Source organism: Amycolatopsis sp. 505 (assembly GCF_031625235.1).
Classification (GTDB): domain Bacteria; phylum Actinomycetota; class Actinomycetes; order Mycobacteriales; family Pseudonocardiaceae; genus Amycolatopsis.
Genome location: NZ_JACKQP010000002.1, coordinates 368,825 through 383,812, shown reverse-complemented (window position 1 = coordinate 383,812; position 14,988 = coordinate 368,825). Strand labels below are relative to the sequence as shown.

Genomic DNA, 14,988 nt, shown 5'->3' with positions numbered 1-14,988 from the left:
GCCGCTCATCGGCACATAGTCGTCCGATCTGTCACAAACCCGCGGCCCCGGCCGTCAGGGAGGTGATTGCACCCCGAAAGGACGGACCCCGTGAACGACGAGCTCCTGGCCCGCAGCTTCGAGACCCACCGCGACCACCTGCGGTCCGTCGCCTACCGAATGCTGGGCTCGCTGACCGAGGCCGAGGACGCCGTCCAGGAAGCGTGGCTGAAGCTCAGCCGGAGCGACCCCGCGGCCGTGGCGAACCTGGCCGGGTGGCTCACCACCGTCGTCGGGCGGGTCTGCCTCGACATGCTGCGCTCCCGGAAAGCCCGGCGCGAGGAACCGTGGAACACCCTGGTGCCCGACCCGATCGTCAGCCGCGAGGACGCCGGGCCCGAGCACGAGGCGCTGATGGCCGACTCGGTCGGGCTCGCGCTGCTGGTCGTGCTCGACACGCTCACCCCGGCCGAACGGCTCGCGTTCGTGCTGCGGGACATGTTCGCGCTGCCGTTCGGGGAGATCGCCCAAGTCGTCGGCCGGTCCGAGGCGGCGACCCGGCAGCTCGCGAGCCGCGCCCGGCGGCGGGTCCAGGGTGCCCCGGTCGCGCCGGACCCGGATCTGGCCCGCCAGCGCGAAGTCGTCGACGCCTTCCTGGCGGCCGCCCGCGGCGGGGACTTCGACGCGCTGGTCGCGGTCCTCGACCCGGAGGTCGTGCTGCGCGCCGACCACGGCGCGGCCCGGGGCGGCTCGATCGAGGTCCGCGGCGCGGCGGCGGTCGCCGACCAGGCACTGACGTTCTCGCGCCTCAACGCCGGCGGCGGCGTGGTGCACCGAGCGCTGGTCAACGGCGCGGCGGGCGTGGTCGCCACCCGCGAAGGGCGGCCGTTCTCGGTGCTGGGCTTCACGGTCGCGGGCGGCCGGATCGTCGAGATCGACATCGTCGCCGACCCCGCCCGCCTCGGCCGGCTGGACCTGGCCGTGCTCGACTAATGTCCTGAGTCGTTAATTATTGGTCACCGTAGGCATTAGTCAATGCCGAGCTCGAAGTTGGCGCCGCTGGTTCTGTCCGACGAAGAACGCCGGGTCTTGGAAGGCTGGTCGCGACGCCGGGCCACTGCTCAGGGACTGGCCATGCGAGCGCGGATCGTGCTCACCTGCGCCGAGGGTGGATCCAGCACCGAGGTCTCCGAACGACTGCAGCTCAACCGAAGCACCGTAGCGACCTGGCGGGCGCGGTTCGTCCGCGACAGACTCGACGGCCTGTCCGACGAACCGCGCCCCGGCCGACCCCGCACCATCACCGACGACCAAGTCGAACACGCCGTGGTCACCACCCTGGAAACCAAGCCGGCCAACGCCACTCACTGGTCGACCCGGTCCCTGGCCGCGCAGGTCGGGATGACGCAGTCGGCAGTGTCGCGGATCTGGCGGGCGTTCGGCCTCAAACCACACAAGGTCGACACGTTCAAGATCAGCAAGGATCCACTGTTCGTGGACAAGGTCCGCGACGTCGTCGGCCTGTATCTCGATCCGCCCGCCAAGGCCGTGGTGCTGTGCGTGGACGAAAAGACCCAGATCCAGGCACTGGACCGCTCCGCCCCGATGCTGCCCGGCGTGCCCGAACGACAGAGCTTCGACTACGTCCGCCACGGCACCACCAGCCTGTTCGCCGCCCTGGAAGTCGCCACCGGCCAGGTGATCAGCGCGGTCAAACGCCGTCACCGGCACCAGGAGTTCCTCGCCTTCCTGCGCACCATCGACAAGACCGTGCCCACTGAACTGGATGTGCACGTCATCCTGGACAATCTGTCCACCCACAAGACTCCAGCGGTGAAGTCCTGGCTGCTCAAGCACCCGCGATTCCACCTGCACTTCACCCCGACCAGCTCGTCCTGGCTCAACCTGGTCGAACGATTCTTCTCCGAGATCACCGTCAAACTCTTCCGACGCGGTGTCCACCGCTCGGTCAGCGCACTGGAGAAAGACATCCGCGGCTGGATCGAGCAGTGGAACACCAATCCCAAGCCCTACGTCTGGACCCGCACCGCCGACCAGATCCTCGAATCCCTCGCCGCCTACTGCCACCGAATTACCGACTCAGGACACTAACCGTCCACGACCGCGCCGGTTTCGCCGGTGGTCAGGGCGGTCTCGCCGGCGTCGTCGAAGTGCAGGTAGCGGGTGCGGCCGTCCGCGTACCGCCGCACCGCGTCGGCCACCACGACCACCAGTTCGCCGTCTTCGATCGCGTAGTGGTCGTCCGGGCTCAGGACTTCGTGGATGTGCGAGCCGTTCGTCACCAGGGTGCGGACGCGGCGGCCGGTGTGGTCGTAGCTGTACAGCGCGTTGACGCCGTCGTCGCCGTGGACCCCGCGCAGCCGGCCGAACGCGTCCCGGATCTCGCTGCCCGGCCCGGGCGCAACCGCCGGGCCGGGCTCGATGTCGCGCACCAGACCGCCCGGGCCGGTGAGCACGTGCCGTCCGTCGGCCCAGTGCTCGCTGACGCCGTTCGCGTAGTGCACCGCGGTGCGGCGGCCGGCCAAGTCGTAGTCGACGGCGTCGACGAACCCCGGCACGCTCACCAGCCGCCCGACCTCGTCGTACTGGTGGTGCACGGTCAGCCGCCCGTCGCCGGCATCGGGGTAGGACACCGCCGACACCCGGCCGTCGGCCCGGCGGGTCACGTCGAGCCGGTACTCGACGGCCACGTGCGCCGGACGCCAGCGCTTCTCGGCCGGCCGGCCGAGCGCGTCGTACCCGAACTGGGTCACCCCGCATTCATCGGTGACGCGCACCAGCCGTCCGCAGCTGTGCGGCCCCGCGCCGTGCGGCACCGCGAGCCCGCCGTCGTGGTGGGTGAACGTGGTGACCGGCGTGCCGCGCGGGTCGTCGACCAGCACCGCGACCACCCGCCCGATCGCATCCCGGACCCGGAACACCGTGTGCCCGCCCGCGGTCCGCGACTCGACGACGTGGCCGGCCGCGTCCCGGACGTGCACCGCGCCATCCGAGTCACGCAGCTCCCGCCCGAGCAGGTCATGCACGCCGACGGACGCAACCCGGCCTTCCCGGACCGGAAGCGGACGGCCCAGCGCGTCGTACCGGAACTCCTCCGGCGACGGCAGCGGGTCACCGTCCCGGAACGCCCGGCTCGTCCGGCACACCAGGCCGCGCGCGCAGTACTCGTGGTGCTCGTCGACGACGTCGCCGAGCAGTTCCGCGTGCCGCCGCTCCACCAGCCGGCCGGCGCCGTCGCGCAGCTCCGCGGTCACCAGCACTTCCGCCTCGCCCGACACCGCCCGCTGCTCGGTCGTGACGCGGGTGCCGTCGTAGCGGTGCCGGACGGTCGGCAGGTCCGCCGAGTCACCCGGCCGCACCACCGTTTCGGGCCGGCCCAGCGGGTCGTGGGTCAGCGTGGTCACCGCGCCCGCCGGATCGGTCACCTCGCACACCCGGGCCGTGCGGACGTCGTGGCGGGTGATCGTCACGTTGCCCAGCGGGTCCGTGGCCACCTCGGGGAAGCAGCGATCGGCCGAGTACCGGACCTCCCGGGTGTGACCGAGCGGGTCCGTCGTCGTGGTGCGCAGCCCGGAGACGGTGTCGAGCCGGCCGTGGAACGTCGTGACCCACCAGCCTTCCTCGCCGGGACGGCGGTGGTAGCCGTGGTGGCGCAGGTCGGGCGGGCGCGCGCCGTAGACGTCGGCGACGAGCGCGTCGGTGAGCACCAGTTCCTCCCGCGCGGTCAGCAGGCCGTGCGAACCGGCGAAACCGTCGGGCTCTTCGTCGTAGCGGAAGATCGTGTCGGACAGCACTTTCCCGGTGCCGTCCACCGCGCGGACCCGCGCCGGGAGCGCGGTGAACCGGTGTTCGGGATCGGTGACGTACTTCGTCCGGGTCTCGCGCACGACCGGGTCGTGCCCGGGCCGTTCGGTCGTCGCCACCTCCCGGGTCGGGTTCCCGGCCGAATCGAAGGCCGTCTCCGTCGTGGTGACCGAAACCGGCGTCTCCCGGCGTTCGAACTCCGTCGTCACCGATCGCGTCCACTGTGGACGGCGCAGGTGCTCGACGCGGCGGTAGGGCCGGTCCGCCGCCGCGGAGCCGTCGAGGCCGTAGACCTCTTCCTTGGCCAGCAGCCCTTCGCCGCCGAACCAGCGCACGGTCCGCAGGGTCGGGGCGTACTCGTCGCCGAGGTCGTCCTGGACGACGCGGCCGAAGCCGGGCGCCCGGCTGTCGTGGTACTCGAACTCCGTCACGCCCACGTGGCCGGTGCCCGACTCGCGCAGCGAGACCCGCCGGACCACCGGCACCGACGCGACGGTCGCGTACTCGATCGCGGTCCGCAGCCCCATCCCGTTGTCGATTTCGCACAGCCGCCCGGTGCGGGGCGGGTCTTCGAAGGAGTGGTACGGCACGGCGTCGAGCACGGACACCCCGCCGCCGGAGCGCGCCCGCGCGGCCACCTGGACCCGCCGCGGTGACGGTGCTTCCAGGGCGGCGTAGCCCAGCCGCAGGACCGGAGCGGCGGTTTCGGTGCCGTGCGTGTCGAAGCCGGTCAGGGCCACGGACGTCAGCAGGGACGCGCCGGTGACGTCGTCGGCGTCGTAGCCGAGGGTCCACCGCCGCACCAGCGGCCGCGCCGAGGCGGGCACCCGCAGATCGATCCGCGCGCACCGCAGCGCCGTCGTGACGAGGGTGCCGCCGCGGCCCCGGCGCAGCACGTCCGGCCGCGGTTCGTAGCTGAATTCCACTTCGTACGGGCCGTAGGCGACGCGCGTGAGGTAGGCCTGGCCGCTGTGGTGCGCCCAGGCGAACGTCGCGGCGGTGCCGAAGGCGTCCTCGGTCCGGTCGAGGTACCAGGTCGAGCCGTCGCCCGGGCCGAGGAAGTGCCGGAGGCCCGATCGGGTGGTGAGCAGGAAGCCGTCGCCGCGGCGGACCAGCCGGCCCGCCGCACCGGACGGCGCGTGGTCGTCCGCCGGCCCGACGTGCGGCAGCGGCACGGTGAACCCGCCGCCGAACGGGCCGTTCGCCGCACCGGTCGTGTACCGCAGGGCGAGCGCGGGCGCGCTGCCGCCGGGACCGGGCGGCAGGTCGAGCGGCACCGTGAAGCAGCCGCCGCCGGTCGCCGGTTCCGGTGTGAAGGCGGCTTCGTGCGTGCTCGACCGGAGCACAACCATGGTCATCTCCCCGCATGGATCCGTGACTGTGGAGGGCCAAGTGGGTGAGCCGGGGGCGCCAGATACGTCGTCACCCGTTTGCCGTGGCCGTTATGCATTCGTGATGTCGGTGTCGTATCCCAGGTGCGGCCCACGGGTCTTTCCCGGGTGCCGTTGGTGATCAGTGACGGGGGCAGAGGCAGCAGGAGGGTGGACCCGATGGTCGTCAGGTTCGTGCGGGACGAGACCGCGGAAGCAGCGACGGAGGACGCAAGGACGCTCAACGAACTCCCGGTCCCGCCGAGGCAGGTGCTGGACCGGCACGGCGCCCGCGTGCTCGACCCGGCGACGGCCGTCGTCGCGGCCGGGCAGCCGGCCCCGCGCACCACCGTGTACCGGCCGGCCGTGTTCCTGTTGCCCCAGCGGTACCTGCGCGACCAGGAGACGCTGTCGGCGATCAACCGCGTGCTCGCCCGCATCGGTCTTTACGCCGCCCCGGCCGACCGCGGCGGCGACGCCAAGGAGCTCGCCCGCGTCCGGCAGTTCGACGACGTGCCCGTCCGCGCCCTGCTGCACGTGCGCGAAGACGCCGATCCGGTCGTCGTCGACTGCTGGAAGGCGCTCCAGCTGCTGCGGGCCGCCGCCTCGGGTGAGCGGCCGGAACTGGATCCGGACGTCGTCCGGGAGATGTCCGTCGAGCACCTGATGTTCACGACACCGGTGTTCGGCGGGGTGCCGTGGGAGACCAGCGGCCTCGGCGGCACGCCGTGGGAGACCAGCGGGTTCGGCGCGGGCAGCTCGTACGGGCGCACCCACGGCGCCAACCGGATCCCGGTGACGCTGGCCGCCGCCCCGCCGTACCGCAGCGAGAAGCCCGCCCACCGGCGGCCGGTGATCGCCGTGCTCGACACCGGCATCGGCCCGCACCCGTGGTTCGGGCTGGCCGACCGCTCCGGCCCGCCGCCCGCCGGTTCCGGGCTCGCCGTCGCCCCGGACATCCAGGCCGCGATCCTGCAGGCGGAGCTCGGCTCCGGCACGACCGCGCCCACCCAGCTGCTCCACGACTACTGGGACGCGCCGACGACCGGCCAGCCGCTGATCGGCGACATCGACACCGACACCGGGCACGGCCTGTTCATCGCCGGCATCGTCCGGCAGGCCTGCCCCGAAGCCGACACGCTCGCCATCCGCGTGGTCCACAGCGACGGCGTCGCGTACGAAGCCGACGTCCTGCTCGCGCTGCACCTGCTCGCCGACCGCGTCCGCAACGCGCAGGCGAACAACCGCCCGCAGGACATGGTGGACGTCGTTTCGATCTCGATGGGCTACTATGTCGAAGACCCGGCGGACGTCGCCTTCACCGGCCAGTTCGGTTCGGTGATCGCGGAGCTGCTCGGCCTCGGGGTGCTGGTCGTCGCGGCCGCGGGCAACGACGCCACCACGCGCCGGTTCTACCCGGCCGCCTTCGCCGACCAGCCGCTCGGCGGCGGCAGCGGCCCGCAGGTGATCAGCGTCGGGGCACTCAACCCCGATGTCGCCACCAGCAAGGCGCTGTTCTCCAACGAAGGCCCGTGGGTGCACTGCTGGGCGACCGGCGCCGGCGTCGTCAGCACGTACCCGACCGACGTCCGCGGCACCGCGGCCGCCGACCACGAGGTGCCGGGCTTCGGCCGCAACTCCTTCGACCCCGACGACTACAGCGCCGGCTTCGCGGTCTGGGACGGGACGTCGTTCGCGGCGCCGCTCGCCGCCGCCGAGCTCGGCAAGGCCCTGCTGCAGTCCGGGGACCTGGCCACGGTCGACCGGGAAACCGTCGTCAAGCGCGCCTGGACCGCGCTGGGCTCGCTGTGAACGTGGCCAAGACCGACCACGCTCGCGTGGCGACCCTGTTCGACGCCGCGCGGCAGGGCGACCGCGCGGCGCTGGACGAGCTGGTTTCCCTGCTCACGCCGTTGCTCTGGCAGGTGGCGCGCGACCAGGGACTCGACGCCGATCAGGCGGCCGACGTCGTGCAGACGACGTGGCTGCGGCTGCTCGGTTCGTTCGCGGAGATCCGCTCGCCGGTCGCGCTGACCGGCTGGCTGATCACCGTCACCAAGCGGGAGGCCTGGCGCACGGGGGAAAAGCGCCAGGTCGAGCGGCCGCTGCCGGAACTCCCGGAGCGGCTGACCGAAGCATCGCCGGCACCCGAGGAGGGGGTGCTGCGCGAGGACCAGCGCGTGCGCTTGTGGCGCGCGGTGGACACCTTGCCCGAACGCTGCCGCAGCCTGCTGCGGATCGTGGCGTTCGTGCACCGGCCGGACTACGCCGAAGTCGGCGCCCGGCTGGGCATGCCGAGGGGGAGTATCGGCCCGACCAGGGGACGCTGCCTCGCGCGCCTGCGCGAGCAGCTACTCGCCAACGGCGAAGGAGATTGGCTGTGACGACCGTCGAACCACCAGGCGCGAACGAGCCCTTGGACGAGCTCGACTTCCGGCTGCTGGCCGGCGTGCGCGAGCTGTGGGAAGACGCCGACCCGATGCCTCCCACGCTGGTGGAGCAGATCCGCTTCGCGATCCAGCTGGAGGACGTCGACCTGGAGGTGATGCGCATCCGGGAGCAGGAGGCCGCCGCCGCGGGCGCGCGCAGTGCCGCCGAGCAGGGCAGGCTCATCACGTTCGACAGCGAAAGCTTGACGATCATGGTGAACGTGAGCCCGGAGCCGGGGGGAACGATCCGCCTGGACGGCTGGCTCACGCCCCCGGCCGAGCACCCGATCGAGGTCCGCACGAGCTCGGGCCCGCTGACGACGACGTCGGACCCGGAGGGCCGGTTCGCGGTGAGCGGGGTGCCGCACGGGATGGTCCAGGTGCTGGTGCGCACGGCGGGCCGGTCGAGGACGGTGAGCACACCGGCGATCGAGCTCTGACCCGCTGAAACCGTGGTGCGCGCCGGGCGGGGGCCGGCTCGGGAAGGTCGCGAATGACTCATTCGGGACCTCCGACGTCCCGAATGAGTCATTCGCGACGCCGCGGGCGGGGAGAATCCGCGGTCCGCGAGCTCTGCCTGATACCTCTGACTCGGAGGTACGATCCGGGGCGTCCTTCCCCGGCCGAAAGGGCAGCCCGTGGTCGCGTCGCCGAGGGTCGAAGACCGGGTCCGCGACCTGCACCGCCGGGCGGTCGCGGCGACCAACAACGGCCAGCCGGTGGTCGGCGGCCGGCTGATCCGGTCCGCCGCGCGGCTGCTCGGCCTGCCTGCCACCGAACCTCCGAACGGGTGGCCCGCCTGGCCCGACCTCGCCACGCGCGTCCTCGGCACCTACGCCGCCGTCGAAACCGCGCTCGGCAACAGCGCCCGCGGGCTCGCCCTGCTCGACGAGGCCGACGTCCTCGTGTCCGACGCCGGGCGCGGGATCCTGCGCCAGCAACGGGGTCTCGTGCTCATCCTGATCGGCCGGATGGACGAAGCCCTCGCCTGCTTCGACGAGGCCATCCCGCTGCTGCGGCAGGCCGGCGAGTTCGTCGTGCTCGCCCGGACGCTGCTCAACCGCGCGATGCTGCACCAGTACGCCGGGCGCGTCCGGCTCGCGCTCGCCGACCTCGACCAGTGCGAGCAGATCGGGGCGACCCAGCCCGAGGAAGACGGCCTGGCCCGGATCTTCGCCAAAGCCGCGCACGGCCGCGGCCAGGCACGGGTGCTCACCGGCGACATCCCGGGCGCGCTGCGCGACTTCGACGCGGCGAGCGGGTTCTACGCCGACCAGAGCGTCGGGATGCTGCCGGTGCTGGCCGTCGACAAGGCGCGGGCGCTGCTGGCCGCCGGGCTGCCGCACGAAGCCGCCGCCGAACTGGACGCGGCGCTCGAGCAGTTCCCGCGGCTGCGGATGAACCAGGAACACGCCGAGGCCGAGCTGACCAGGGCGCTGGCCGCGCTGGCGAGCGGCGACCCGGCGGCCGCGCGGAGCTGGGCCGGGCGGGCCGAACGCCGGTTTCGCCGTCGTGGCAACGAAACCTGGGCGGCGGTGGCGCACCTGACCGTGCTGCGCGCGGACTTCGCGGCCGGACGCCGGATCGCCCGCGTCTCCGCCGAGGCGACCGCGCTGGCGGACCGGCTCACCGGGCTGGGCCTGCGCAACGACGCCGAAATCGCGGCCCTGCTGGCGGCCCGGGCCCGGATCGCGCTCGGCGACCTCGACGGCGCCCGCGCCGGCATCGCCCCGCGCGACCGCCGGACCGCGCCACTGGAAAACCGCCTGGTCCGGCGGCTCGCGCTGGCCGAACTCGGCGCCGCGAGCGGCCACCGGCGCGTCACCTTCGCGAACGCCCGGGCCGGGCTGACGCAGCTGCAGCGGCACCGCAGCCGGTTCGGCAGCGTCGACCTGCAGACCGGGACGACGTCGCTGGGCAAGGAACTCGCCGACGCGGGGCTCGCCGCCGCGCTCGCCCAGCGCTCGCCGGGGGTGGTGTTCCGCTGGCTCGACCGCTCGCGCGCGCAGGCGTTCCGGTTCCGGCCGGTGCGCCCGCCGGCGCACCCGGAGACCGTCGACGCCGTCGCGGAACTGCGGTTCCTGTCGATGCAGATCCGTGCGGGCGAGCTGGCCGGGAAGCCGGACGCCCAGGCCGCGAAGCGGTGTGCCGCGCTGGAACGGGAAATCCGCGCCAAGGGCTGGCAGGCCGAGGGCGTCGACGCCGACCACGCCGAGGCGAAGCTGCGCGAAATCGGGGACGAACTGGCGGCGACCGGCAGCGCGATGGTCTGCTTCCTGGCCGACCGCGGGGCGTTGTGCGCGCAGGTGATCGCGAACCACCGGGTGGCGCTGGTCGAGCTCGGCCCGGCGGCGGCGGTCGCGGAGCCGGTCGCGCGGCTGCACAGCGACCTCGACGCCCTGTGCGGGCGCCAGCTGCCGCCGCAGCTGGACCGGGTCATCCGTCGTTCGGTGCGGACGCAGGTCACCGCGCTGGACGCGATCCTGCTGGCCCCGCTGGCGTCCCGGCTCGGCGACCTCGACGTCGTCGTCGTACCGACCGGCGCGCTGTCGGCGATCCCGTGGGGGCTGCTGCCGACGCTGCACGGCCGCCCGGTGACGGTCACGCCGTCGTCGTCGGCGTGGTTCGACGCGGGCCGCCGGTCCGGCCGGGCGACCGGCGCACCGCTGCTCGTCGCGGGTTCCGACCTGACCCACGCCGAGGCCGAAGTCGCCCGCCTGGCGCCGCTGTACCCGGACGCCGAGGTGCTGACCGGCCCGGACGCGACGGTCGCGGCGACGCTCAAGGCGTTCGACGGCTGCCGCCTGGCCCACTTCGCCGCACACGGCCACCACGAGCAGGAGAACGTGCTGTTCTCCCGGCTCAACCTGGCCGACGGGCCCCTGATGGCCTACGACGTCCAGCAGCTGGCGACGGCCCCGGAGCAGGTGGTGCTGTCCTCGTGCGACGTCGGCCAGACGGTGGTGCGGGCGGGCGACGAGGTCCTCGGCTTCACGGCGGCGCTGCTCTACGGCGGCAGCCGCACGGTGGTCTCGAGCGTGGCCCGGGTCGACGACCGCACGGCGGGCGGCGTGATGCTGGCGTTCCACAAGGCGCTGGCGGCGGGCACGCCCCCGGCGCGCGCCTTGGCGGACGCGGCGCAGGCCGAACCGCTGATGCCGTTCGTCTGCTTCGGCCGCAGCTGACTCCCGTACCGACGTCCAGCGGTCGCGTTGACTCCCACGACCTGGAGTTGCCCCTTGGGGCCGGACACCTTGATTCCAGACGGTGGTCTGGAGAGAGGATGTCCTGGTGTCTGGCAGGTCGAAGTATCCGGAGCAGTTCCGTCGTGACGCTGTTGAGCTGGTGAACTCGAGTGATCGGCCGTTGCGGCAGGTCGCCCGGGACCTGGGGGTCAATCACGAGACCTTGCGCTCGTGGGTGAACACCGCCAAGCAGGCCAGCGAAGCCGGACCGGTGGAGGATTCGGCGGTGACCGATGAGGTGACGCGGTTGCGCAAGCAGGTCGCTGAGCTGGAGAAGGAGAAGGAGATCCTGCGGAAAGCGGCCGCCTATTTTGCGCGCGAGATGGATCGATGATCTACCGCTACCGGTTCATCTCCGAACACCGCGCCACCTACGGCGTGAGGCGGTTGTGCCAGGTCCTGGGCATGCGGCGGCAGGGATTCCACGAGTGGGTCGCCGCCGAAGCCGGCCGCGTCCGGCGGGCGGAAGCCGAGGCCGATCTGGTGCGGGTGATCACCTCGATTCATGCCGAGCACCGCAGGGCCTACGGGGTCCCGCGGATCACCGCCGAGCTGCACCGCCGCGGCCACCGGGTCAACCACAAGCGGGTGGAGCGGCTGATGCGCGAACACGGGCCTGGCCGGGATCACCCGCCGCAAACGCCGCACCACCACCACCCGTCCCGCTGCCGGCCCGGTCACGCCGGTCGGTGATCTGATCCGGCGGGACTTCACCGCCACCGCGCCCGGCCAACGGCTCGTCGGGGACATCACCTGCCTGCCCACCTTCGAAGGCTGGCTCTATCTGGCCACCGTCATCGACCTGCACACCCGTGAGGTCGTCGGGCACGCCATGGCCGACCACATGCGCACTGACCTGGTCTGCGACGCGATCGCCCTCGCGACTGATCCACCCGTCGGTGGGGCGGGTCGGGTCCTGCTACGACAACGCCGTCGCCGAAGCCTTCTTCGCCACCTTGAAAACCGAAATCGGTGTCTCGATCTGGCGGACCCGAACCCAAGCCCGCCAGGACGTGTTCACCTGGCTGCACTACTACAACCACACCAGGCTGCACTCCACAAACGGCCACCACACCCAGCCGAAATCCGAACCAGCTACCGTCAACCCTCAGCTGCCTGAAAACCCCGTGTCCGCCTCACCGGGGCAACTCCAGACCTGTGATCGAAGGGTCGACACGCGTGATTGGAGGGTCGACACGCGTGATTGAAGGGTCGACACGGCGGAAACGGCCACCCACCCGGGGTCGGATGTCAACGGCATTCTGGCCGATCCGGCCTGACGTCACTCGATCGAGTGAAGCGTGGACCCGGGCGTCATTCCTGGCGGAGGGTTCCCTCTTCTTCGGTGCGGCGGTAACCGGCCGGCACGCCCCCCGACTGGCCGGTTACCGCTGCGAGTTCCCTACTCACGGTGGAGCAGCACGACGGAGTCCGTCCCGTCGACGCGCAGGTACCCCGTGGTCTCCAGGTCCGCCAGCGCCGCCGCCTTCGTCGCGAGCGTCGTCGGCCAGGACTGTTCCGGCTGCGCCACGACCACCCACTCCGGCCGCTCGTTCGTCACGCCGTCGAAGAACCGCACCGTGCAGCGGGACGTCAGGTGCGGGGCGAGGCGGTTGGACGCCAGCACGGTCGCGCCGTCGGGGATCCGCGCCAGGACCGCGTCGATCCCCGCCCGCTGCGCCGGCGTCCAGACGCCGTCGGTCAGGTGCGCCGCTTGCAGGCCGAGCGAAGCCAGCCCGGCGACCACCGCGCACACCGGCACCCATCGGGTGAGCCGGCGGGCGCCGTGCACGCCGGCGATGAACACGATCGGCATCAGCACCGCGCTGTAGTGGTAACCCAGGCCCCAGTAGCGGTCGTTCGCCGAAACCAGCCGCCACAGCAGCGTCGGCACCGCCAGGAGCAGCAGCGGCGACCGCAGCGCCGCGAACGCCGTCGGCGCCAGCAAGGCCAGCAGCATCGAAACCTTGACGATCGCCCCGCCGAACGGGTTGAAGCCGCTGCCGTGCGCGTACGCGCCCGCCGGGTTCAGCGCCGGCAGCACGACCACGAACAGCAGCGCGGACGTGGCGACGCCGAAGACGATCACCGTCCAGCCGAGCCGCCGCTGCCGGTTCAGCACCAGCACCACGCCGACCGCGGCGAGCGTCAGCGGCAGGTCCTCCTTGACCAGCACCAGCGGCAGCGCGCACCAGACCGCGGCCCGCCACCGTTCGCGCAGCAGGTGCTCGGCGGTGAAGGCCAGCATCGGGACGGCGAAGCAGACCTCGTGGAAGTCGAAGTTGACGGCGGACAGCAGACCCCACGAGAGCACGTACCCGGCGCCCACGAGCGCACCCCGGCGGGCGCCGAGCAGCCGGCTCGCGCACCGCGTCACCGGCACCGCGGACAGCGCGAACAGCAGGGCCTGGGCGACCAGCAGGCACCCCGGCGACGGCCAGAGCAGGTAGAACGGCGCCAGCACCGCCAGGATCGGGTGGAAGTGGTCGCCGAGGGTCGGCCAGTCCGCGCCGAGCAGGTCCGACACCGGCCAGTGCCCGTGGGCGTAGGACCGCACCGCCTGTTCGAAGATCCCCAGGTCGAACCCGCTCGCGTCGAACGTCCGCAGCCGCTGCAGCGACCAGGCGGCATACCCGGCGAAGGCGACCGCGGCGACGACGTAGGGGATCGCGCGGGTTTCGCGCGTGCGCGCGGGGGACGGCGCGAGATCGATCAGCATGGCGGGATGCTCGTGCGGCCACGCTGAACCGGAGCTTAAGCAAGCTGAAGAAGCCTTCAGGCCAGCGGCAAGCGCAGCTCCAGGCAGGCGCCGGATGTGCTCTTCGCGACGCGCAACGTGCCGCCGTGCGCCCGCGCGATCTCCGCGGCGATCGCCAGGCCCAGCCCGGAGCCGCCGTCTTCGCGGGCGCGGTCGTCGTCGAGCCGCACGAACCGGTCGAAGACGCGCTCGCGGTCCTCGGCCGGGATGCCGGGCCCGTCGTCCCGCACGGTCAGCACGGCCTGGCCGCCGGACGCGGCGAGCGTGATCGTCACCCGGCTCTTCGCGTGCCGCTCGGCGTTGTCGACCAGGTTGCGCAGGACGCGCTCCAGCCGTCCCGCGTGCCCCTGGACCACCGGGGCGTCGTGGAGTTCCGGGCGCACCTCGACGCCGTCGCGAGGGAGCCGTCCGGCCAGGTGCCCGGTGACGAGGTCCCCGAGCACGATCCGGGTGGTCCCGGCCGGCCGGCCGGCGTCCAGCTTGCTGAGCAGCAGCAGGTCCCCGGTGAGGGTTTCCATCCGCGACACGTCCAGGACGGCGTTTTCGACGCTGCGGCGCCAATCGAGCCGGTCGGGGTGGGCGAGCTGGACCTCCAGCTGGGTGCGCAGCGACGCCAGCGGCGTGCGCAGCTCGTGCGAGGCGTCCGCGGTGAACTGGCTCTGCCGCTGCACGGACCGGTCGAGCCGCGCGAGCATCTCGTTCATCGTGACGGCGAGCTCGGCGATCTCGTCACCGGAGTCGGGCACGGGGACGCGGCGGCCGAGGTCGGTCGCGCGCACGCCGTCGACCTCGGCCCGGATGGCCCCGACCGCGCGCAGCGACCGCCGCACGGCGAACCAGGCGACGGCGCCGATGAACAGCGAGGCGGCCGGTACCCCGCCCCAGAGGAGCTGCCGCGCGGTGGCCACCGTCTCGAGGCCGACGGGGTCGAGCTTCTCCGCGGACACGACCGCGTAGTGGCGGTCCTTCGTCCGGGCCGTGCTGTAGAGCTGGTCGTCGAGGCCGAACGGCTGGACGATGACGCAGTCCGGCCCGTAGACCCGGACCGGCTCGCTACCGGAGAACTTCTTCGGGCTGCCGAGCGAGCAGTCGGCCGCCTGCAGGCTGATCATGTACCCGCCGCCCTTGGGGTACCGCTCCGGCACGTCGGCCGGGGCGACGCCCGCGTTCAGCAGCGCGAGCAGCGCGTCGGCCTTGTCGCTCGCCCGGGCACTGGCGTTGGGTTCGAGGCTGCTCTGCAGCGCGTTCACGAACCAGTACGCCCCGAAGCCGAGCACCACGGCCGACGCGAGGGCGGCGAAGAGGGCGACCCGCCACCGGGTCGACCGGGGCAGGATCCGGGCCACCCGCAGAAGATAACCGCACCTTCGAAGAACCGGGTG

The 14,988-nt window shown here is 72.7% G+C and carries 12 protein-coding genes and 1 pseudogene; 10 read left to right on the top strand and 3 right to left on the bottom strand.

The features are described 5' to 3' along the window. Nucleotides 1–90: 90 nt before the first annotated feature. Both H5965_RS08805 and H5965_RS08800 read left to right on the top strand, forming a co-directional pair. Nucleotides 91–972, top strand: a complete 882-nt coding sequence (locus tag H5965_RS08805; RefSeq protein ID WP_310968902.1) for a sigma-70 family RNA polymerase sigma factor — start codon at nucleotides 91–93, stop codon at nucleotides 970–972. A gap of 42 nt (nucleotides 973–1,014) precedes the next feature. Further along, nucleotides 1,015–2,091: an IS630 family transposase gene (locus tag H5965_RS08800; RefSeq protein ID WP_310968901.1), complete on the top strand. Its 1,077-nt coding sequence runs from the start codon at nucleotides 1,015–1,017 to the stop codon at nucleotides 2,089–2,091. On the opposite strand, the gene H5965_RS08795 is transcribed toward H5965_RS08800, so the two are convergent. Then, nucleotides 2,088–5,156: a SpvB/TcaC N-terminal domain-containing protein gene (locus H5965_RS08795; RefSeq protein ID WP_310968899.1), complete on the bottom strand. Its 3,069-nt coding sequence runs from the start codon at nucleotides 5,154–5,156 to the stop codon at nucleotides 2,088–2,090. The two genes, H5965_RS08800 and H5965_RS08795, sit on opposite strands and share 4 nt — an antisense overlap. A gap of 198 nt (nucleotides 5,157–5,354) precedes the next feature. On the opposite strand from H5965_RS08795, the gene H5965_RS08790 reads away from it, so the two are divergent. The 8 genes and pseudogenes from H5965_RS08790 to H5965_RS46120 all read left to right on the top strand — a co-directional run bounded on the left by H5965_RS08790 (nucleotide 5,355) and on the right by H5965_RS46120 (nucleotide 12,056). Further along, on the top strand, nucleotides 5,355–6,986 hold the full coding sequence (locus H5965_RS08790) for a S8 family serine peptidase (protein WP_310968897.1): 1,632 nt from the start codon (nucleotides 5,355–5,357) through the stop codon (nucleotides 6,984–6,986). After that, entirely contained in the window at nucleotides 6,983–7,558 is a 576-nt protein-coding gene (locus H5965_RS08785) for a sigma-70 family RNA polymerase sigma factor (protein WP_310968895.1), read from the top strand. The genes H5965_RS08790 and H5965_RS08785 overlap by 4 nt, the downstream gene beginning before the upstream one ends. Then, nucleotides 7,555–8,043 carry a hypothetical protein gene (locus tag H5965_RS08780; RefSeq protein ID WP_310968894.1) on the top strand — a complete coding sequence of 163 codons (489 nt, stop codon included), beginning with the start codon at nucleotides 7,555–7,557 and terminating at the stop codon, nucleotides 8,041–8,043. Before H5965_RS08785 ends, H5965_RS08780 begins: the two co-directional genes overlap by 4 nt. A gap of 198 nt (nucleotides 8,044–8,241) precedes the next feature. After that, nucleotides 8,242–10,788, top strand: a complete 2,547-nt coding sequence (locus H5965_RS08775) for a CHAT domain-containing tetratricopeptide repeat protein (RefSeq protein ID WP_310968893.1) — start codon at nucleotides 8,242–8,244, stop codon at nucleotides 10,786–10,788. Nucleotides 10,789–10,894: 106 nt separating this feature from the next. Continuing rightward, nucleotides 10,895–11,182 (top strand): transposase, encoded by a 288-nt coding sequence (locus H5965_RS08770; RefSeq protein ID WP_310968891.1) that lies wholly within the window; start codon nucleotides 10,895–10,897, stop codon nucleotides 11,180–11,182. Beyond that, the gene (locus H5965_RS08765) at nucleotides 11,179–11,541 is read left to right on the top strand and encodes an IS3 family transposase (protein ID WP_310968890.1); all 363 of its coding nucleotides are present in this window, start codon (nucleotides 11,179–11,181) and stop codon (nucleotides 11,539–11,541) included. Before H5965_RS08770 ends, H5965_RS08765 begins: the two co-directional genes overlap by 4 nt. Beyond that, a pseudogene (locus H5965_RS46125) lies at nucleotides 11,465–11,719 on the top strand (DDE-type integrase/transposase/recombinase); the annotation flags it as partial. The gene H5965_RS08765 and the pseudogene H5965_RS46125, both read left to right, overlap by 77 nt. Continuing rightward, nucleotides 11,661–12,056 carry an integrase core domain-containing protein gene (locus H5965_RS46120; RefSeq protein WP_396136880.1) on the top strand — a complete coding sequence of 132 codons (396 nt, stop codon included), beginning with the start codon at nucleotides 11,661–11,663 and terminating at the stop codon, nucleotides 12,054–12,056. The pseudogene H5965_RS46125 and the gene H5965_RS46120, both read left to right, overlap by 59 nt. A 194-nt stretch (nucleotides 12,057–12,250) precedes the next feature. Here H5965_RS46120 and H5965_RS08760 read toward each other — a convergent pair whose 3' ends face one another. Beyond that, nucleotides 12,251–13,567, bottom strand: a complete 1,317-nt coding sequence (locus H5965_RS08760; RefSeq protein ID WP_310968888.1) for a DUF2079 domain-containing protein — start codon at nucleotides 13,565–13,567, stop codon at nucleotides 12,251–12,253. 56 nt (nucleotides 13,568–13,623) lie between these two features. Continuing rightward, nucleotides 13,624–14,952 carry a HAMP domain-containing sensor histidine kinase gene (locus H5965_RS08755; protein WP_310968887.1) on the bottom strand — a complete coding sequence of 443 codons (1,329 nt, stop codon included), beginning with the start codon at nucleotides 14,950–14,952 and terminating at the stop codon, nucleotides 13,624–13,626. Nucleotides 14,953–14,988: the final 36 nt, after the last annotated feature.